The sequence below is a fragment of the Mesorhizobium sp. Cs1299R1N1 genome (assembly GCF_037179655.1).
Taxonomy (GTDB): Bacteria; Pseudomonadota; Alphaproteobacteria; order Rhizobiales; family Rhizobiaceae; genus Mesorhizobium; species Mesorhizobium salmacidum.
Genome location: NZ_JAPYKR010000006.1, coordinates 213,206 through 232,470, shown reverse-complemented (window position 1 = coordinate 232,470; position 19,265 = coordinate 213,206). Strand labels below are relative to the sequence as shown.

At 63.4% G+C, this 19,265-nt stretch carries 20 protein-coding genes and 1 pseudogene; 8 read left to right on the top strand and 13 right to left on the bottom strand.

Going from position 1 to position 19,265, the window contains the following annotated elements; genetic code table 11:
• Nucleotides 1-9: 9 nt before the first annotated feature.
• Nucleotides 10-864, bottom strand: coding sequence for an SMP-30/gluconolactonase/LRE family protein (locus O7A70_RS15315; RefSeq protein ID WP_337141093.1), 855 nt, complete (start codon nucleotides 862-864; stop codon nucleotides 10-12).
• A 113-nt stretch (nucleotides 865-977) separates the two neighbouring features.
• Here O7A70_RS15315 and O7A70_RS15310 point away from each other — a divergent pair, with 113 nt between their 5' ends.
• A complete protein-coding gene (locus O7A70_RS15310; protein WP_337141092.1) occupies nucleotides 978-1,778 on the top strand; it encodes a helix-turn-helix domain-containing protein in 801 nt (266 codons plus the stop codon).
• 355 nt (nucleotides 1,779-2,133) lie between these two features.
• Nucleotides 2,134-3,510, top strand: a complete 1,377-nt coding sequence (locus O7A70_RS15305; protein ID WP_337141091.1) for an adenylate/guanylate cyclase domain-containing protein — start codon at nucleotides 2,134-2,136, stop codon at nucleotides 3,508-3,510.
• A gap of 88 nt (nucleotides 3,511-3,598) precedes the next feature.
• Here O7A70_RS15305 and O7A70_RS15300 read toward each other — a convergent pair.
• The 3 genes and pseudogenes from O7A70_RS15300 to O7A70_RS15290 all read right to left on the bottom strand — a co-directional run bounded on the left by O7A70_RS15300 (nucleotide 3,599) and on the right by O7A70_RS15290 (nucleotide 5,610).
• Nucleotides 3,599-4,183, bottom strand: a pseudogene (locus tag O7A70_RS15300) (hypothetical protein).
• A 12-nt stretch (nucleotides 4,184-4,195) separates the two neighbouring features.
• Nucleotides 4,196-5,140 (bottom strand): CHAD domain-containing protein, encoded by a 945-nt coding sequence (locus tag O7A70_RS15295; protein ID WP_337141090.1) that lies wholly within the window; start codon nucleotides 5,138-5,140, stop codon nucleotides 4,196-4,198.
• A complete protein-coding gene (locus tag O7A70_RS15290; RefSeq protein ID WP_337141089.1) occupies nucleotides 5,137-5,610 on the bottom strand; it encodes a CYTH domain-containing protein in 474 nt (157 codons plus the stop codon). The genes O7A70_RS15295 and O7A70_RS15290 overlap by 4 nt, the downstream gene beginning before the upstream one ends.
• A 91-nt stretch (nucleotides 5,611-5,701) precedes the next feature.
• On the opposite strand from O7A70_RS15290, the gene O7A70_RS15285 reads away from it, so the two are divergent.
• Genes O7A70_RS15285 through O7A70_RS15270 form a run of 4 tightly spaced genes read left to right on the top strand, consistent with a single transcriptional unit; the run spans nucleotide 5,702 to nucleotide 9,402 of the window.
• The gene (locus tag O7A70_RS15285; protein WP_337141088.1) at nucleotides 5,702-6,385 is read left to right on the top strand and encodes a CerR family C-terminal domain-containing protein; all 684 of its coding nucleotides are present in this window, start codon (nucleotides 5,702-5,704) and stop codon (nucleotides 6,383-6,385) included.
• Nucleotides 6,386-6,398: 13 nt separating this feature from the next.
• Nucleotides 6,399-7,352, top strand: coding sequence for an HlyD family secretion protein (locus O7A70_RS15280; RefSeq protein ID WP_337141087.1), 954 nt, complete (start codon nucleotides 6,399-6,401; stop codon nucleotides 7,350-7,352).
• Nucleotides 7,349-8,269: an ABC transporter ATP-binding protein gene (locus O7A70_RS15275; protein WP_337141086.1), complete on the top strand. Its 921-nt coding sequence runs from the start codon at nucleotides 7,349-7,351 to the stop codon at nucleotides 8,267-8,269. The genes O7A70_RS15280 and O7A70_RS15275 overlap by 4 nt, the downstream gene beginning before the upstream one ends.
• Entirely contained in the window at nucleotides 8,266-9,402 is a 1,137-nt protein-coding gene (locus tag O7A70_RS15270) for an ABC transporter permease (protein ID WP_337141085.1), read from the top strand. The genes O7A70_RS15275 and O7A70_RS15270 overlap by 4 nt, the downstream gene beginning before the upstream one ends.
• Before the next feature lie 286 nt (nucleotides 9,403-9,688).
• Here O7A70_RS15270 and O7A70_RS15265 read toward each other — a convergent pair whose 3' ends face one another.
• The 3 genes from O7A70_RS15265 to O7A70_RS15255 all read right to left on the bottom strand — a co-directional run bounded on the left by O7A70_RS15265 (nucleotide 9,689) and on the right by O7A70_RS15255 (nucleotide 11,697).
• Nucleotides 9,689-10,114 carry a hypothetical protein gene (locus tag O7A70_RS15265; RefSeq protein WP_337141084.1) on the bottom strand — a complete coding sequence of 142 codons (426 nt, stop codon included), beginning with the start codon at nucleotides 10,112-10,114 and terminating at the stop codon, nucleotides 9,689-9,691.
• A 124-nt stretch (nucleotides 10,115-10,238) separates the two neighbouring features.
• Entirely contained in the window at nucleotides 10,239-11,222 is a 984-nt protein-coding gene (locus tag O7A70_RS15260; protein ID WP_337141083.1) for a threonine/serine dehydratase, read from the bottom strand.
• 151 nt (nucleotides 11,223-11,373) lie between these two features.
• Nucleotides 11,374-11,697, bottom strand: coding sequence for a hypothetical protein (locus O7A70_RS15255; protein WP_337141082.1), 324 nt, complete (start codon nucleotides 11,695-11,697; stop codon nucleotides 11,374-11,376).
• A gap of 172 nt (nucleotides 11,698-11,869) precedes the next feature.
• On the opposite strand from O7A70_RS15255, the gene mbfA reads away from it, so the two are divergent.
• A complete protein-coding gene (mbfA, locus tag O7A70_RS15250) occupies nucleotides 11,870-12,853 on the top strand; it encodes an iron exporter MbfA (protein ID WP_337141081.1) in 984 nt (327 codons plus the stop codon).
• 218 nt (nucleotides 12,854-13,071) lie between these two features.
• On the opposite strand, the gene O7A70_RS15245 is transcribed toward mbfA, so the two are convergent.
• The 3 genes from O7A70_RS15245 to O7A70_RS15235 all read right to left on the bottom strand — a co-directional run bounded on the left by O7A70_RS15245 (nucleotide 13,072) and on the right by O7A70_RS15235 (nucleotide 14,053).
• Nucleotides 13,072-13,416, bottom strand: coding sequence for an antibiotic biosynthesis monooxygenase family protein (locus O7A70_RS15245; protein ID WP_337141080.1), 345 nt, complete (start codon nucleotides 13,414-13,416; stop codon nucleotides 13,072-13,074).
• Nucleotides 13,413-13,745 carry an NIPSNAP family protein gene (locus tag O7A70_RS15240; protein ID WP_140749876.1) on the bottom strand — a complete coding sequence of 111 codons (333 nt, stop codon included), beginning with the start codon at nucleotides 13,743-13,745 and terminating at the stop codon, nucleotides 13,413-13,415. Before O7A70_RS15240 ends, O7A70_RS15245 begins: the two co-directional genes overlap by 4 nt.
• A gap of 92 nt (nucleotides 13,746-13,837) precedes the next feature.
• Entirely contained in the window at nucleotides 13,838-14,053 is a 216-nt protein-coding gene (locus O7A70_RS15235; protein ID WP_337141079.1) for a DUF1127 domain-containing protein, read from the bottom strand.
• A 68-nt stretch (nucleotides 14,054-14,121) separates the two neighbouring features.
• Between O7A70_RS15235 and O7A70_RS15230 the strand changes: the two genes are divergently transcribed.
• The gene (locus O7A70_RS15230) at nucleotides 14,122-14,796 is read left to right on the top strand and encodes an ArsR/SmtB family transcription factor (RefSeq protein ID WP_337132771.1); all 675 of its coding nucleotides are present in this window, start codon (nucleotides 14,122-14,124) and stop codon (nucleotides 14,794-14,796) included.
• A 209-nt stretch (nucleotides 14,797-15,005) separates the two neighbouring features.
• Here the strand turns inward: O7A70_RS15230 and ligD are convergent, their stop codons facing one another.
• The 3 genes from ligD to O7A70_RS15215 form a co-directional block, all read right to left on the bottom strand.
• Complete coding sequence (ligD, locus tag O7A70_RS15225; protein WP_337141078.1) at nucleotides 15,006-17,528, bottom strand: DNA ligase D; 2,523 nt, start codon at nucleotides 17,526-17,528, stop codon at nucleotides 15,006-15,008.
• 9 nt (nucleotides 17,529-17,537) lie between these two features.
• Entirely contained in the window at nucleotides 17,538-18,407 is an 870-nt protein-coding gene (gene ku, locus O7A70_RS15220) for a non-homologous end joining protein Ku (protein WP_337141077.1), read from the bottom strand.
• Nucleotides 18,408-18,515: 108 nt separating this feature from the next.
• Complete coding sequence (locus O7A70_RS15215) at nucleotides 18,516-19,022, bottom strand: YciE/YciF ferroxidase family protein (RefSeq protein ID WP_337141076.1); 507 nt, start codon at nucleotides 19,020-19,022, stop codon at nucleotides 18,516-18,518.
• Between the last annotated feature and the right edge of the window lie 243 nt (nucleotides 19,023-19,265).

Sequence of the window (19,265 nt, the reverse complement as noted above, 5' to 3'; positions counted from 1 at the left end):
CGCCGGCTCTCAGTCGAGCTTCAGCGCCGCCACTTCGCCCTCGTTCATCAGCGGCACATAGAGGATCGACTCGCCGTCGGTGCCGATGTCGGCGCTGCCGGGCTTGAACTGCGCAACCGCTTCCGGCGTGCCGCCGGTCCTGTATCGGTAGAGCGTGCCGGTCATGTAGGCGGTGGCATAGAGGGTGCCGCCAATGGCGACGACGCCATCGAGGTCGGCGAACCTTTGGGCGCCCGACAGCGGCGTCACCGTCTTGCTGGCGAGGTCGACCGCCAGCAGCCCGCCCGGCTCGGCGGTGCTGAAGTCGCTCTTGATGCCCTTACCCCAGGAGGCCACGATCAGCCTGTCGCCGTCGGCGAAGACGCCGTTGGGCGAAGCCAGCAACGCATCCCTCACGAACAGTTCCGGCCTGTCGCCATTGATCCGGTAGATCGTGTCGGCCAGCATGTCGGTGACATAGACCTTGCCGGACTGGTCCGATGTCATGTCGTTCAGGAAGACCGCGTTCGGTACGGCGATGCTGGCGATGAGCTTGCCGCTGGCGAGGTCGACGACGCGGACCTTGGTGATGTCGGCGACATAGAGCTTGCCGCCCGATATCGCCATGCCCTTGGGCGCGTCCATGCCGTCGGTCCAGTGTTGCGTTACGGTCTTGCCGTCGAGGGACAGCACGCTGAGATAACCATTGCCGTCGGCGTCGCCCGGATTGCCGACGATGTTGGAAACGATGATGCGGTTGTTGGCGGCGTCGAACAGCGCCGATTCCGGCTGTTCGAGGCCGCTTGCGCGCCAGAGCTCGCCGGCCTGGGCGGGAGCCGCGATGCCGATGGCGGCGATGAAGGCTGAGGTGATGATGCGTTTCATGTCCGGTCTCCTGTGATGACGACGGAGACCTATGGTTTTCGATACTTTTCGGAAAGAGTGATTGGCGCTAGTATCGAATATCGATACGAACCTGCCGGAATGAGGTGCATGCCATGAACGGCCCGATCTTCGAGGCGCTGAAACGGACACTTAAGGCGAAGGGGGTCACCTATCGCGAGCTTGGCGAGCGGATGGGCGTTTCCGAGCCGACGGTGAAGCGCATCTTCCACGAGAAGAACTGCAAGCTCGACCGGCTGGTGGAGATCTGCGCTGCCGCCGGCGTCGAGCTGGAAAACGTGCTCGGCTCGATGAACCGGGGGCCGGGGCCGGTCAACCACATCGCGCCCGGGATCGAGCGCAGGCTCGCCGGCCGGCCGGCGCTGCTCTTCGTCTTCGTCATGCTGTCGGAAAAATTCACGCCGCAAGGCATCATGCGCTCGCAGGGACTGAGCGAGGCCTCGATGTTCCTCTATCTGCGCGACCTCGAGGAACTCGGTCTGATCGCGCTCGGTCGTGGCCTGTCGGCGAAATTGCTGGTCGAAACGCCCATCCAGTGGAATTTCGAGGGGCCGCTCAGGCCGCTGTTCGAGATGACCAACAAGAATTTCATCGGCTGGGCGATCACCCATCTCGAGCGGGAGGCGACCTTCGTCAGCTTCTCCAGGCGGATGCGGCCGGAAACGGCGGAGATGGTGCGGCGCGAGGCCGAGGAGCTTGCCGACCGCGCGAAACTGCTGGCCCATCACGACCAGCACACCACGCCCGAGGACGGACTGGTCGGCTACAAATGGACGTTTGCTTTTGGCGCGACGCCGTTCGAGGCGATCATGCCGATCGGCCCGCATCCGCGCGACGCCGGCGCGTTCGATCGGCCCGCCGCTCCTGCAAAGGGACGCCGCCCGTTACCGGCCTGACACGGCCAATCATCCCGACCAGGATAGGGCGCGTTGGGATAGAACAGATCCGGCCCCAACACGGTATAGCCCTCTGCAGCCAAGCTTCCGCCATGCCGCCCAGCGCCGGCCGGGCCGAACGCATCCATGTGGAGAATGACCCCGGGCGTGCGGTTTTTGGTGACCTGAAGAGAGAAGCCTCCGCCTGTCCTGCTTCGGTTTTCACCATGATCTTTTGTCCGGACATTTTTGCTCTTTGCGGCCGCGTTTCAAAAATGAAATCACATTCATGATATAGTTCGCGCACTGATTTGCCAGATTGAGAAGGCGGGTTTGCCGAATGCGTGACACGTCCCCGTGAAATCGAAGTGATCCTATGCCGACCGCGCCAACACTTGAACTTCGCCGTTACTCGCGCCTGAAAAATTTGCGGGCGCGCGCAGAACGCCAGGGGGCTGCATTACAGTTCTGGGCGCGTACGGCATCGCTCGCCGTGATCTCTTGCTTTTTTTCATTGACCAGCCGCTGGGATGCTTCGCTGCTCTTCGTGCTGGGGGGCCTCGTGCTGTTTCAGCTCGTCGGCCTGATCCAGTTTCTCTTTGCTCGCCGTCGCACAGCGCGATGGTGGATCGGTTACCTCGCCGGTACGCTGGACATCATTCTGTTGACCGTTCTGCTGGTAACGCCCAACCCGTTTTCCCTGGAGGTCACGCCGGCCGCGATGCAACTGCGCGAGGGCAGCTTTAAATTCCTGCTGATTTTCGTATGCCTTGGCGCTCTGACCCTTTCAACACGATTGGCACTCTATCTTGGCGCGCTCGCGGCCCTGACATGGGCGATCGGGGTGGGTTGGGTGATTTCTCATCCGGGAACCGTAATTCCGGCGACGAACCTCTATTCGCTGCCAATGACAGAGCGATTGAACCTCTATCTCAACCCCAATTTCGTCGATACATTTGCGCAGGCGACCAACGTGTTGGTTGTGCTGATTATCGGCGCGATCATGGCGCTGGTCGTCTTTCGCTCCCGACATCTGTCGGAAGACTATGTCAAGGCAGAGCGCGCCCGCGCCAATCTCGCCCGGCATTTTTCGCCCAATGTCGTCGACCAGCTCGCCACCGATGACGAGCCCTTCGGCCCGGTCCGCCGGCAGGATATCGCGGTGCTGTTCGCCGACATCGTCGGCTTCACACACTATTCCGAGGATCATCCGGCCGAAGCAGTGTTCGAACTTCTGCGTCAGTTCCACCGTCGCATGGAACAAGTCGTTTTCGACCACCATGGCACCGTCGATAACTATATCGGCGATTGCATCATGGCGACATTCGGGGTTCCGCAAGCCAGCCATGACGACGCGACTCGGGCCATCCAATGCGCTGAAGCGATGATCGCCGCTCTCGAAGACTGGAATGTACAGCGGGTGTCCAGGGGATACCCGCCGCTGGACGTTCGGATCGGTGCACAATATGGTGCAGTGGTCATCGGCGCGGTCGGCAGCGAGCGCAATCTGTCCTTCGCGGTGGTGGGCGACACCGTCAACGTCGCCAGCCGTTTGCAATCGCTCTGCCGTGAGCTTCAGGCGAATATTTGCTTTGGGTCACGACTGATTGAGGCCGCGAAGGCGGAATCGCCCACGACACCGTTGAATGCGCGCGATCATGGACCGATGAGCATCCGCGGCCGGGACGAACCGGTCCATGTCTGGGTCGAACACAGAGCCGAAAACCAGGGTGCTATTGCGGTTCCGGCGTGATGTAGGCCGCCATGTGAAACGCCCGCACCTCGGCGGGATAGCGGTAGGCCGCGCCATAGGGGCATGTCCTGACCTAGGCTGAATGCCATCACGTGTCCGTCGCGGTTGCGCCAGCCTTTGCGGCTGCGGCGTCTGTGCTTGCCTTGTCGTCCCAGATCATTTGCCGGTAGCCGAAACCATATTCCAGCGTCGGCTTGACGATGGCGACAGGTCGAAATCGCGCGGCGTGTAGAGCGAGTGGTGACGAATGTGCAGGATTTCCTTGGGCATATAGGTCGACTGCCCGAAGCACGGCCGGGGGCGCGGGTGATCTCGGGCAGGATCGGGTAGCGGATCTGGCCGTAAGCCTCGGCAATAAGCGTCGAGCAGATCGCCCGCGTCAGGTCACCGGAGCCGAAGGCCAGCATGCGGCGGCGCCAGCGCACCGGCACCGACGGCGTCGGCATGAAATAGCGCAGCATGTCGAAGATGTTCTTGAGATCGTATCTCAGGCCGAGTTTGCCGATCATGAAGGGGACGACCTTGTCGCGGTCTTCGGGCGCCAGGCCGCTCGCCCCAGCGTGCGGCGCAGTGTTTCGGCGTCGGAAGGCGTGTAGGGCTCGTATCCCGAGCATTCTTCCTGCAGCAATCGGCTATGGCGATTACCACAGGCCGGTGCCCGAGGGCAAAGCATGCTCGGTCCGGATCAGCCGGTGGCCGCAAGTGCGCCGGCGTCTTCGGCCGAGCCGGCAAGATCGTCGCGGGCCTTGCGGGCAAGCCTCTTCGTCGAGCGCTTCGGGCTGTCGCCGAACAGTTCGGCCGCATCGGCAAGGCACGCCTTCCTCAGGCTCTTTTCCGAGCGCTTGAGCAGCTTGCCGAGAAGTTTCGTGTCCTCGGGCAGTCCAAGCGGCTCGCTGTCCGCCTCGAGCAGCGCGCGCATGACGAACACGTCATGCAGTTCGCCGAGCTGCTCGCCCAGTTCATCGACGGCCTTGCGTCGCGCCTTGATCGGGGTCGGCCACAGTCTGCCCAGCAGCGACAGGTGCATGCCATGCGTCTTGGCCGCCTTGCGCAGGTCGTGGAAATCGTCGGCCTTGCCGTGCGCACCGGCCTTGTCGAGCGCCTTCCTGGCACGGCGCAAGGTGACGCGGGCGCCTTCGGCGAGCACGTCTGCGGCCTGTTCCGGCTGGTCGGGCAGGGAAAGGGCTTCGATGCGCTTCATGCCGTCTTCGCACGCGGCGGTCGCCGCGCCGATCGCCGCCTGCAGCCCGGCGCCTTCGTGCAAATCATGCTGGCGCGCTATCAGCCTGTCGCGCACGGCATCGAGCCCGCCATCGGCGCTCTCCTTCGCGAAACACACCGCCAGCCGATCGATGGTCTCGATCAGCGCCGTCGCCTCACGCGGGCCGGCTAGCAGCGCCGCCACGTTGCGGTAGCACTGATTCTCGGTCGCGCAGAATGTTTCGTCGCCGGAACGAACGAGGCGCAGCAAGGCACGCGCGCTCTTCAGCCGCTTGCGGCATTTGTGCAGCCCCTGGTCCGGCCGTGTGCGCGCCGCATCCAGATGCAGCAGGGCCTTGCCGATCTCCTCGGCAAGGATGCGTCTGACCTCGCCGGTCAGCGGCATGCGCGGGTCTATGCGAAAGCTCATGCGGCGATCTCCGGTATCCCCCCGAGGGCGAGCGACGCGTTGTAGAACTTCTGATCGCCGGTGACTTCATGGCCGAGCCAGTCCGGCAGCATTTCATCCGGAACGTCTTCCGGAGTCTCGAGTTCGGCCACCACAAGTCCCGCCAGTGCACCGCCAAAGACATCGACTTCATAGAGATAGCCGCGATGCCTAACATGGTGACGTGTCTTCTCGATGACACGTCCGATGGCGAAGTCCAGCATCTCCACCGCCTCCGCCAGCGGGATCGGATATTCGAATTCGTCGCGCTCGCGCGCGCTGCCGCCGAATTTGAGCGTCAGCTTGGCCGAGGCTCCGTCGCTGATGCGGATGCGGACGGTTCGTCCGGGTGCCATGGCGAGATAGAACTGGAGGATGCGGATGTCCGCTTCCACCAGATCCCGCCATGCGGTGCTGGAGACCAGGAATTTACGCTCGACTTCCTTGCCCATGGCCGCGCACTAAAGCGTTTGCCGCGCGCGATGGCAAGACGGAGCCGCGCGGAAGTTGACTTTAATCAATCGATTGATTAAAGTATTCGGCATGACCAAACTGCCAGATGCCAAGACGCCCCGCCGCGAGACATCCCCGGCAGAGCTGACGCGCGCCGCGCTCGTCCGGGCGGCGCTGAAACTGTTCGGGCGGCAGGGCTTCGACGGCACCTCGACGCGCGAGATCGCGGCCGAGGCGGGGGCCAATATCGGCTCGATCGCCTATCATTTCGGAGGTAAGGAAGGTCTTCGCGCAGCTGCCGCCGACTTTATCGTCGAGACCATTCAGGCCGTCGCCGGTCAGGCGCTCAATGAACAGGTCGCGACGGCTGGCGATCCGGAGGCGGCGCGCGCGCAGCTCTTCGCGGCCCTGGAACGGATGGTCGGCTTTGTCGTTGCCAGTCCGCAGGCCGGAGAGATCGTGCAGTTCGTTCTGCGCGAACTGTCGCATCCGACGGCGGCGCTCGACCGCATCTATGAAGGCGTCTTCGATCCGGCGCATCGTCGTTTGTGTTTGCTCTGGGAGCAGGCCACCGGCGAGCCGGCCGAGAGCGAACGGACCCGGCTCACCGTGTTCACGTTGATCGGCCAGGTCATCTATTTCCGCATCGGCCGCGAGGCGGTGATGCGCCGCATGGGCTGGCACGACATCGGTGCCGCCGAGGCCGCCAAGGTGGTGGCGGTCACAGCGGACAATCTCGGCGCCATACTGGCCGCCCGAAAGAGGCAGGGATGAAGGGATCAAGACAATGAGCATTTTGTGTTCGCTGCCGCTCGCTGCCCAACTGTTCGCTGCCTGCGCCCCGGCGGCACCGCTCGCCGTCGGCTATGTCGAGGGCGATTATGTGCTCCTGGCGCCGATCGAGGTGGCGCAGGTCGAGACGGTGACCGTGAAGCGCGGCGATCGCGTCACGCCGGGAGCCACCGTGGTGACACTCGAAAATGCCGACGCCAAGATCGCGGTGGCGCAAGCGCAGGCGGCCCTTGCACAGGCGCAGGCACAGTTTGCCGACCTCCAGGTCGGCAAACGGGCGGAAGAGATCGCCGTGCTGAAGGCCGAGGTCGACATGGCCAAGGCACAGGCCGCCGACGCCAAGCGAAAGAACGACCGCGCCTCCGATCTGTTCAAGCGCGGTACCGGCACCCAGGCGGACTATGACACCGCCTCGGCGACGCTGGAAACCGCCAATGCCCAGGTTGGCCAGGCCGAGGCCAATCTCGCCGTCGGCGGCCTGCCGGCGCGGCCCGAGACGATCAAGGCCGCCGACAACCAGGTCAAGCAGGCCCAGGCGGAACTGGAACAGGCGCAATGGCGCCTGTCCAAGCGCACGCTCGCAGCCCCTTCGCCCGGCCGCGTCAACGACGTCATCCGCAATCCCGGCGACACGGCAGGCCCGACCGCGCCTGTCATCTCGGTGCTTCCCGACGGCGCGGTGAAGCTCAGCGTCTATATTCCGGAAAGCGCGTTCTCCTCGGTCAAGGTCGGCAGCCTGCTCAGCGTCCGTTGCGACGGCTGCGGCCCGGACGTGAAGGCGCGCGTCAGTTACGTTTCGCCCGATCCCGAATTCACCCCGCCGGTGATCTATTCGCTCGAGAACCGGCAGAAGCTGGTCTACCTCGTCGAGGCGCGGCCGGAGGGCGATGCGGGGCCGCTTCAGCCCGGCCAGATCGTCGATGTCGATCTCGCGGATATGGGAAAATGAACGCCATCGACGTTCACGGCCTGGTCAAGCGCTTCGGCGACAAGACCGTCGTCGACCATGTGACGATGTCGGTCGCCGAGGGCGAGATCGTCGGCTTCCTCGGCCCCAACGGCTCGGGCAAGACCACCACCATCCGCATCATGTGCGGCCTGTTGACGCCGGACGAGGGCGAAGGCACGGTGCTGGGCTTCAACATCCGCACCGATGCGCTCAGGATCAAGCGTGAAGTCGGCTACATGACGCAGAAATTCTCGTTCTACGAGGATCTGACGATCGGCGAGAACCTGGAATTCGTGGCGCGGCTCTATCGGCTGAAGCCGGTCGAGGAATATGTCTCGCGCACGCTGGAGGATCTCGGCCTGGCGACGCGCCGCAACCAGCTGGCCGGCACCTTGTCCGGCGGCTGGAAGCAGCGTCTGGCGCTGGCCGCCTGCATCATGCACAAGCCGAAACTGCTGCTGCTCGACGAACCGACGGCCGGCGTCGACCCGAAGGCGCGGCGCGAGTTCTGGGACGAGATCCATCGCCTGGCCAGCGGCGGGCTCACCGTGCTGGTTTCCACCCATTACATGGACGAGGCCGAGCGCTGCCACCGCATCAGCTATATCTCCTACGGCAAGATGCTGGCCACCGGTACCGTCGCCGAGGTGGTGAAGAATGCGGGCCTGACCACTTTCGTGCTGCAGGGTCCGCGGCTCGACGAGGTGGCGCAAGCGCTGCAAGGCCGTCCCGGCGTCGACCAGGTGGCGCCGTTCGGCGCCACGCTGCATGTCGTCGGTTCCGACCGCAAGCAGCTCGAAGCAGCGCTTGGCGATGTCGAGAGAGAGCACAAGGGCGTGACGGTGACGCCGGGCGAAACCAGCCTGGAGGACGTCTTCATCCAGTTCATGTCGGGATCGAAGGACAATATGGCATGAACAGCGTCTTTTCCTTCGCCAGGCTCGGCGCCCTGCTGATCAAGGAGTTCATCCAGATGCGGCGCGACCGCATCACCTTCGCCATGATGCTGGGCGTGCCGCTGATACAGCTCGTCCTGTTCGGCTACGCCATCAACAACGACCCGAAAAGCCTGCCGGCGGCGCTGGTGGCGACCAGCAGCGATCCCTACACCCGCGCCATGGTCTCGGCGCTGCAGACCACCGGCTACTACCGCTTCGACAATGTCGCGCAAAGCGCTGACGAGGCCGAGTTCCTGATGGCGCGCGGCGACGTCGCCTTCGTCGTCACCATCCCCGCCGATTTCGCCCGGCGCGTCGAGCGCGGCGACAAGCCGCAGATCCTGATCGAGGCCGACGCCACCGATCCGGCGGTCGCCAGCGGCGCCATCTCGACACTCGGCACCATCGCCGGCCAGGCGCTGCTGAGGGCGCAGGGCATGCAGGAAGCCGCCGCCGAGGCCGCCAGGGGACAGCTCGATGTCGTCGTGCACCGGCGTTACAATCCCGAAGGCATCTCGCAATACAACATCGTGCCCGGCCTGCTCGGCGTCATCCTGCAGATGACCATGGTGATGATGACCTCGATCGCGCTGACGCGCGAGACCGAGCGTGGCACGATGGAGAATCTCCTGGCGATGCCGTCGAGCCCGCTGGAGATCATGATGGGCAAGGTGCTGCCCTATCTGGCGGTCGGCGCGGTGCAGGTGGTGGTGGTGCTGGCGGCGTCGAAGCTTCTGTTCGCCATCCCCTTCACCGGCTTGATGACGCTGCTTCTGTCGGCGGTGCTGGTGTTCGTGCTCTCCCTGGTGCTGCTCGGCTACACCATCTCGACGATCGCGCGCACGCAGATGCAGGCGCTTCAGCTCACCTTCTTCTTCTTCCTGCCCTCAATCATGCTGTCGGGCTTCATGTTTCCCTATCGCGGCATGCCGGACTGGGCGCAGACCTTCGGCGAAATCTTCCCGCTGACGCATTTCCTGCGCATCACCCGCGCGGTGATGCTGAAGGGCGCCCAGCTGCCGGCGGTGGCGACCGAGATCGGCTGGCTGGTGGCGTTCGTGGCGCTGTTCGCCGGCGTGGCGCTGGTACGGTTCAGGCGCACTCTGGACTGACCTGCGCCGCACGCAGCCGGTTCAAACCCCGCGCGCAGCAGCCAAGCTGCGCTCCACGGAGATCAGCGGCTATGGCACACAAGGGCTGGAGACCGTGCATATAATGGCGGCGGCCACCTCGGAAAGTCTTTCGCGCTTGAACAGCCTTGGTTTTTCGTAGGTCTTCCTCATGCTGTCCCCCGTCCCATCATCACCGATGACGACAGCTGGATCATAAAACGGCATCCGATCGCCCGCATCTCCCGTACGGCAGATGGCAGCCCGCCGGACTGCGCCGAGCCACTGCTCACTGCTGATTGATATACAACGCGTGAAAGAAGCTATCTCGGTACCTGTCGAATTTGACACCAGCCCATGCAGCGATGGCGATCTCCTCATCCGTAACCGGTCGTCGATATTCCTTTATTTTTCTCACGCCGCCCCCCTCAAGGACTTCGTCGCTTTTGGTCATTTTCGGAGTGCCATCGGAAAAATACACATACATGTAGGCAAAGAGCGCCAACTGCGGCTTTCCAATGGATTTTGCGTATGCTTCAATGGCATGAACCGCTGCTTTAACGGCATCAAAGTATTTAAGCCTCTGTGCCCGCTCGAGTTTGACAAATAAAAGAAATAGTCTCTTGTCGATTAGGGTAAGGCAGCCATCGCTCGTGTTTCTCACGCCATGCCCGAACAGTTTATTCCTCGTAATCTGGTAAATCGACGAGCCCATAGCGTACCCAAGTTTTCACTCAAACTAAGGTACTGGCGCTCACAAACTTTGCAATAGATCAAGCGTGGCCATAGCGTTCGATTGCTCTATTCCTGCTCGAAAAATGCGCTGGCATTTCGAGCGATCAGGCGGCGGCCATGATCCCGGCATAAGTGCCGAAATCGACATTGCCGCCGGACAGCACCACGGCAACGCATTTGCCTGACAGCTCGATCTCGCCCGATGAAAGCGCCGCCAGCGCAACGCAGCCGCCAGGCTCGACCACCAGCTTCAGATGGGCCATGGCGTCGCGCATCGCCTGCGCGGTCGCCTTGTCGGAAACCGCGATGGCGCCGGCAAGGTTGCGGCGGTTGATCTCGAAAGTGATGGCGCCCGGCTCGGCGGTCAGGATGGCGTCGCAGATCGAACTGTGGCCCGGCTCGTTCGAAACCCTGGCGCCCGCCGCCAGCGAACGGCGCGTGTCGTCGAAATGCTCGGGTTCGACCGCCCAGATCGCGGTGGCGGGCGAGGCATCCTTGACCGCGACGGAAATGCCGCTGGTCAGGCCGCCGCCGCCACAGGGGACGACGACCGCATCGAGCGATACACCCAGCGCCCGCGCCTGCTTCACCAGCTCCAGTCCGATGGTGCCCTGGCCGGCGATGATGGCCGGGTCGTCGAAGGGCGGCACCAACGCCATGCCCTTGTCGAGATACGGGCGAACCACCGTCATGCGGTCGTCCTTGAAACGGTCGAAGGGCACCACCTCGGCGCCCATCCTGCGGACATTGGCGATCTTCATGTCGGGCGCATCCGCCGGCATGGCGATGACGGCCTTGACGCCGAACATGGCGGCGGAAGCCGCCACGCCTTGCGCATGGTTGCCCGAGGAGAAAGCGACGACGCCACGGCTGCGTTCCGCCTCGCTCAGCGAGGACAGCTTGTTGTAGGCGCCGCGGAACTTGAACGAGCCGGTGCGCTGCAGCGTCTCCGGCTTGAACAGGATGCGGCCGCCGAAGCGCCTGTTCAGCTCCTGCGATTCGATCAGCGGTGTCTCGACGATCAGCCCCGAGAGGCGCGCGGCGGCGGCGTGGATATCGGCGATGCCGGGAGGGGTGGTAGCGGTCATGCGAGGTCCAGCAAGAGGGGCGATATCCTCTTATAATGCCCGTAAAGACACGTGGCGCACCAATGGAAAAATGTGACCATTACAAGTTGACGGGCCATAACCCCACGGGCGGCGCTGCCCCTCACCTGCCTGCCGGGCCGTTCTGCCCATCCTAGCCAAGCAACGTCCGCTGCCGCTTGGCCCCACCCGCCTTGCGCCAGCTGTTGAACCGATGCGTGGCGGCGGCAAACGAGATCTTCATCTGCTGGGCCACCGAATAGCGCGACTTGCCTTCATCGAACATGCGGTAGCAGCACTCGACGCCTTCCTCGGTCAGCTTGCCGTCGGGCGCCTTGTTGTGCGGATTGGCGGGGTCGAATTTCTCGACCTGCTGCTCGACCAGCCCCTTCAGGCGCTGAAGGTCGGCCTCGATGCTGGCGATGAGATCGAGGACCGGTTTCGGGTCATAGGCGTGCGGAGGCTTCTTGGCCGTCATCAGCTCTTCCTTTTCTTTGGCTTGGTGCCATATATAGGTGAACATTCGGCAATACTGAAGGGCGATGCCCAAGGCCGGGCTTCAACTATTCTTGACCGTGGCCAAGCGCGTGATTGACCACGGGCGCCGTAAACCTTAGTTTAGAACGATTCTAAACTAGGGTGATTTCCTCATGCTTTCCCGTGTTTTCGGCTTCGGCCGCCGCTCCTTCGAATCGCTCTCCGAACAAGAGATCCTGGCGTTGGCCATTTCATCGGAGGAAGATGATGGGCGCATCTACCGGGCCTATGCGGACGGACTGGCCGAGACTTTCCCGCAATCGGCCAAACTGTTCGAGGCGATGGCCAAGGAGGAGGACGGCCATCGCGACTCGTTGATCGAGCTCCATCGCAAGCGCTTCGGCGAGCGCATTCCGCTGATCCGCCGTGACCATGTGAAGGGCTACTATGAGCGCAAGCCCGACTGGCTGGTGCGGCCGCTCGGCATCGAGGCCGTGCGCGGCCAGGTCGAGGCGATGGAGCGGCAAGCCTATCTGTTCTATGTCGAGGCGGCCAAGCGCACCAGCGATGCCTCGACGCGAAAACTGCTCAACGACCTGGCCGCGGCCGAACAGGGCCATGAAAGCTCGGCGCATGCGCTGGAGCAGAAACATGTCCCGGGCGAAGTCAGGGTCGAGGAGGCGACCGCCGAGCAGCGCCAGTTCATTCTCACCTATGTGCAGCCGGGTCTGGCCGGGCTGATGGACGGATCGGTGTCGACGCTGGCGCCGATCTTCGCCGCCGCCTTTGCCACGCATGACACGTGGCAGACGCTTCTGGTCGGTCTCGCCGCCTCGATCGGCGCCGGCATCTCGATGGGCTTCACCGAAGTGGCCTCCGACGACGGCAAACTGTCGGGCAGGGGCTCGCCGATCAAGCGCGGCCTGACCGTCGGCGTCATGACGACGCTGGGCGGCCTCGGCCACGCGCTGCCCTACCTCATCCCGCATTTCTGGACAGCGACCGGCGTTGCCGCGGTGGTGGTGTTCTTCGAATTGTGGGCCATCGCCTTCGTCCAGAACCGCTACATGCAGACCCCGTTCCTGCGCGCCGCCTTCCAGGTGGTTCTCGGCGGTGCCTTGGTGTTCGCGGCGGGTGTGCTGATCGGGAATGCTTGAGCGCTGCCCTTGCCTCCCTTCCCCCCTTGTGGGGGAAGGTGGATCGGCGCGTAGCGCCGAGACGGATGAGGGGTGTTCCAGCGGAGTGAGACGCTTGTGAAGTTCTCGCTATGCGTCCGTGCTGGACGAAATTTACGAGCCAAGCTGGAACACCCCTCATCCGACCTCGCTTCGCGAGGCCACCTTCTCCCACAAGGGGAGAAGGAAGAAGCGTCGCGCTACCCATTCACCGCCCGGCTGTCCGCCGGCGCCTCGTCTCTTTCCGTCAGCCCGTAATCCCGCACCACATGCGCGATCCGCAATCTATAGCCGGCAAAGATGCCGCCCCGCCCTGCCTTCTGCGCCTGTCGGTGTTCTTCGGTATTGCGCCAGGCCTTGACCGCCTCCTCGTCACGCCAGAACGACAGCGACAGGATCCGGTTCGGGTCGGCCAGGCTCTGGAAGCGCTCGATGGAGATGAACCCATCGATGCCGTCGAGCAGCGGCCGCAGATCGGCGGCGATGCTCAGATAAGCCTCGCGCCGGCCCTGTGCGGGCTGCACCTCGAAGATGACGGCGATCATAGCTTCACCAGTGGCGCGTGCGGGCCGGAAGCCAGTTTCAGGAACATGCGGTCCTCCCTGAGGATGAAGCGTTCACGGCGGGCGAACTCGTAGTTTGCCTTGCCGGCGGGGTCGGCGGCAAGCCGGGCCCGATAGGCTTCGTAGGCGGCCAGGTTCTCGATGTTGTAGGCGGCATAGGCCGTCGTGGCCGAGCCCTCATGCGGCGCGAAATAACCGATCAGATCGGCGCCGCAGCGCGGAATGGCCTGGCCCCAGTTGCGGGCATATTCCTCGAAGGCGGCCTTGCCGAACGGGTCGATCTCATAGCGGATAAAGCAGGTGATGGTCATCTCGGTCTCTCCTTGAAGAGTGTTTTCGCGTCGACAATTCGAGCGGCGTCGAACCGTTGTATCGTCCGATCTGCTAGGCAAATGTCCTGACCTCAAGCCTGCCAGAAGGACTTCGCGCATTCGCGGCGCACATCTTCCCGTGTCAGGCCAAGGTCGCGCAGCAGATGGTCGTCGATCTCGCGGAGGTCGCGGCGCTGCAAATGGCGGTCATACCAGCGGGCCGGCAGCCGCGAGCGGACCCAGTTGATGAACGGGAACGATTGGCGGCGGGGCAACGGTGCGGGGGTGAAAGCGGTTCGTGCGGCCATCGTCGTCTCCTTGATCTGGTCGGAGAATAATGTTTACCTGACAAGAATGCTTCGATGAGGATCAAACCATGCGTGAAGGACCCGACATTGCCCGCATCGCCAGCCTGGTCGGCGATCCGGCCCGCGCCAACATGCTGAACGCCCTGATGGGCGGCACGGCATTGACCGCGAGCGAACTCGCGCTGGAGGCCGGCGTGTCGCTGCCGACCGCCTCCTCGCATCTGTCCAAACTGATGGAGGGCGGGTTGCTGACCTTGGCCAGCCAGGGCCGGCATCGTTATTACGGGCTGGCCGGCCCGCAAGTGGCCGGCATGATCGAAGCCATCACCGGCGTGGCCGAAGCCGTTGGCCCCAAGCGCGTGCGGCCGGGTCCTCGCGACGGCGCGATGCGCATCGCGCGCGTCTGCTACGATCACCTTGCCGGCGAGCAGGCCGTTGCGATGCTGGATCGCCTTGTCGAGAAAAACATCCTGGTCCGTGACGACAAGGAGATCAGGCTCGGGCCCTCCGCCGCATCGCACTTCGCGGCGATAGGCATCGATGTCTACACCAAGCCGCGGCGGCCGGTGTGCCGCGCCTGCCTCGACTGGAGCGTTCGGCGCTCGCACCTCGCCGGGACGCTGGGCGCCGCCATCCTCGACAAGATCCTTGCCGAGAAATGGGCGCGCCGCGAGAAGGACAGCCGCGCCGTGGTGTTTTCGCCGCCCGGCAAGCAGGCGTTCGAGAGGGTGTTTCTGGCGTGACGGATTGCGGAGACCTCGGCGGGACAGCGCCCCCCTCTGCCCTGCCGGGCATCTCCCCCTCAAGGGGGGAGATCGGCAGTTCGATGCCCGGCACCTTCTTTCCGATGTTGGAAAATAGCGAAAGCCGTCGTGACATCGATCTCCCCCCTTGAGGGGGAGATGGCCGGCAGGCCAGAGGGGGGTGGTGCCCCACGGCGTCGAAAGTCGAGTTAGCCCCGCTTCAACACCTTGCCCTTCTTGAAGAAATCCGCCCACGGATCGGCTTCCGAAAGCCGCTTCAGCGTCGTCTTGTCGCCGATCGGAAAGGCGTTTGGCGGCAGGCCGGCCTCGATCTCGGCCCAGGTCACCGGCATCGACACCGTCGCGCCCTTCTTGGCCCGCGACGAGTATGGTGCGACGGTGGTCGCGCCGCTGCCGTTGCGCAGATAGTCGACGAAGATCTTTCCGGTGCGCGCCTTCTTTGACAGCGTCGCCGTGTAGCGGTCCGGCGCGCCTTGCTCAAGCGCCCTGGCGAAATCATGAGCGAAGCCTTTGACTTCGGCCCAATCCGCCGCCGGTTTCAGCGGCACGACGACATGAAAGCCCTTGCCGCCCGATGTCTTGACGAAATTGGGCAGCGACAGCTCGTCGAGCTTGCCCCTGATGTCGAGCGCCGCCTCGCGGACCGCTTTCACATCGACGCCCTCGTCGGGGTCGAGATCGAAGACGATCTGGTCCGGCTGTTCAAGCTTGTCGATCGTGCAGCCCCAGATGTGGATCTCGACCACGCCGAGCTGGACCAGCGCCGCGATGCCGTCGAAATCGCGGATGAACAGGATTTCCTCACCATCCGTGGGATCCCTGGTCTTCTCGATCTTCGCATGCATGCCGGCCGAGGCATGCTTCTGGAAGAAGCGCTGGCCGCCGACGCCATCCGGCGCCCTGACCAGGCTGAGCGGGCGCTCGACCACGAACTGCTTCATGCGTGGCCATACCAGCGCGTAATGATCGAGCAGGGCCTGCTTCGAGATCTTTTCGTCGGGCCACAGAAGCTTGTCCGGGTGGGACAGCTTCACCGTGGTTTTCGCCGCCGTTCCTGCCGTATTGGCGTTTGCCGCCGGCTTGGCCTTGGCTGGGCCCTTGCCTGTCGCTGCCTTATCTGTCGCTGGCTTCGGCTTTTCCTGCACGACTTCCTCCGCCGGCTTGTCCTCGCGCAGCCCCTGGAACGAAGCATGGCGTATTATACGGTCCGACGTCCAGCTGCGAAATTCCACTTCGCCGACCAATTCCGGCTTGACCCAGACCAGGCCCTTGCCCTTCGGCACGGCCGCATCGAAGGGCGAGGCGTCTGTCTTCAGCGCATCGAGCTTCTTCTTCAGGTCGTTGGCGCCCTTGGTGGAGAAGCCGGTGCCGACACGGCCGGCATAGTGCAAGCTGCCGTCTTCGAAATAGCCGACCAGCAGCGAGCGCAGGCCGCGTCCGGTTTTGTCCGACGGCAGATAGCCGCCGATGACGAATTCCTGCCGTGCCGTGCATTTCGATTTGACCCATGTCGGACCGCGTCCGCTGCGGTAGGGCGCATCGGCGCGTTTCGAGACGACGCCTTCCAGCCCCATGCGGCAGGCATGTTCCAGCATGATCTTGCCGGGTTCGGTAAAATGGTCGGAGAAACGCACCGCCGCGTTGTCGGCCTGCTCGCCGAGCAGGTCCTGCAAGGCGTGCTTGCGCTCGACCAGGGGTTCACGGCGCAAATCCTTGCCGTCGAGCCGCATCAGGTCGAAGACGTAGTAGAGGAAGCGGTTTGTCCGCTTCGCCGACAAATCCTGCTGCAACAGCGCGAAGGACGACACGCCGCTGTCGGCCAGCACGACGATCTCGCCGTCGATGATGGCATCGCTGCATTTCAGCCCAGCGAGCTCGGCCGCGATCTCGCCGCCGAATTTTTCCGTCCAGTCGAGGCCGGTGCGGGTCAAGAGCCGCACCTCGGTGCCGGCGATCTGCGCCTGCATGCGATAGCCGTCGAATTTCACCTCATGCAGCCAGTCCTGGCCGGGCGGCGCGTCCCGCTCCAGCGTGGCCAGCTGCGGCTCGATGAAGTCGAGTTTCCTGGCAGGGCCTTTCGCCTTGCTGGCGGCCGGTTTATTCGAGTGCCAGACCTTTGGTTTCTCGCCCTTGGCCGCCTTGCCTTCGCCGACCTCCTCGATCGTCAAGCCTGATTTCACCGACTTCGGCTCGTCCTTCAGAATGTCCTCGCCGGGGCGTGCGGCGGCATCGTCGGACTTGATCAGCAGCCAGTTGTCCCGTTTCTCGCCGGGGCGCGGCCGCAGCCGCACCAGATGCCATTTGCCACGCAGCTTATGGCCATCGAGCTCGAAATTGATATGGCCCTTTTTCATCGCCTGCGCCGGATCGCCCTCAGGAGTCCAGGTGCCCTCGTCCCAGACGAGGACCGAGCCGCCGCCATATTCGCCCTTGGGGATGGTGCCTTCGAAGCCGGCATAGTCGATGGGGTGATCCTCGACATGCACGGCCAGCCGCTTTTCGTGCGGGTCGAGGCTGGGACCGCGCGTCACCGCCCAGCTCCACAGCACGCCGTCATGCTCAAGGCGAAAATCGTAATGCAGCCTTGTGGCGGCATGCTTCTGGATGACGAAGATGCCGCCGTGCTTCTTCCCGCGCGCAACCTTGCCGGCCGGCTCGGCCGTCTTCTTGAAGTCGCGCTTCGAATGGTACTGTTCGAGGCTGCTGGCCATCTCGTATCCTCAGGCCGATTTGCGCTTGGGCGCAGCGCTTTTCGCCTTGGCGCGTTTGGCCGCCGGCTTGGCTTTCGCCGAGGATGGCTTCGTTGATCCTGAATCCGACGACAGGCTCTTCTTCAGCGCGTCGAACAGGTTGACGACATTGGAGGGTTTGGGCGCCGCCTTGGCTTTCGGCGCCTTGTGCCCCGCCTTCTTGGCGCGGATCAGTTCGAGCAGGGCTTCCTCATATTTGTCGTCGAACTTCGAGGGATCGAACTTCGTCTTCTTCTTGTCGATGATGAGCTCGGCAAGGTCGGTCATCTCCTGATCGGTCTTCACCGCCTCGATGTCGCCGAAGACCGTCTCTGGCTGGCGCACCGTATTGTCGTAGCGCAGCGTGGTCAGCACCATGCCCTTGCCGAGCGGCTCGATGACCACCGGACGCTCACGGCGGTAGAGGACGATGCGCGCCAGCCCGGCCATCTTCTTGCCCGCCATGGCGTCGCGGATGACGGCGAAGGCATCTTCCGAAACCTTGTCGGCCGGCGCGACATAGTAGGGCGTGTCGAGATAGATCTGCCGGATCGAGGATTTGTCGACGAAGCCGTCAAGGCTCATCGTGTGCGAGGTTTCGATCTGCACCGCCTCGATCTCGTCCTCCTCTATATGGACGAAATCGCCCTTGTCGATCTCGTACCCCTTGATCTCGTCGCCCTCCTCGATCGGCTTGCCGGTCTCGGCGTCGACATAGATACGCTTCACCGTGTTGCCGGTCTTGCGGTTCAGGATGTGGAACGAGACCTTATCGGCATGGGTGACGACATTGGTCAGTTCGATGGCGCAGGTGACCAGCGAGAGCTTCAGATAGCCTTTCCAGGCCGGGCGCGGCGCCATGATGATTTCCCTTGAGAAAGATCAGCTGCAACGGACGACCACCCCGATGGGTTCCAATCCTGCCCGGCTGGAGCCGGCGCGGTTGCCGCCGGCCCCGGCTGTCAGCCCCTATTCGGCGGCTTGCACGTTGATCTTGCTTTCCGCGATTTCGGTCAGCTTGCGATCCGTCGCCTGCTCTTCCCTAAGGTTCTTGGCCAGCACATTGGCGCAGTCGCTGCGGCCGAGTTGCTTGGCCCAGGCGATCAGGGTGCCGTAGCGGGTCATCTCATAGTGCTCGACGGCCTGAGCGGAGGCGATCAGCGCGGCGTCGAGAACATCCTTGTCGTCGACATCGCCACTGACGTCGTCGGCCTCCTCGAGAATGCCGTCAATGGCCGGGCAGTTCACCTGCTTGGCCTTTACGCCATGCAGCTCGAACACTTCTTCGACGCGTTCGATATGGCCCTTGGTTTGTTCGAGGTGTTTTTCGAAGCCGGCCTTCAATTGCGGATCGGTTGCCTTGCCGACCATCTTCGGCAGCGCCTTCTCGATCTGCTTCTCGGCATAATAGATGTCGCGCAGCGTGTGCACGAAGAGATCGTCAAGCGTTTTGATGTCCTTCGAAAAGAAACCCATGATTTCAGCCTTTCCATTGCTCTTGCTTGTGTCGAGAGTTGCGGCCCGCCAATGGCAGTGCCTCCATGCCGGCAATGCCGGTCCTATGATCCCAACGTCCGCTGCGCGGGGCGGTTCCGGGCCTGCCGGCCAACCGGCAAGGAAATTCCAAGGGCGGCACGAAAGCTGAAACACAAGCGCGCCAAGGCGACATTCAAACGAAACATATGTGACGCAAAAGTCACACCGGACGAAATGGCGACA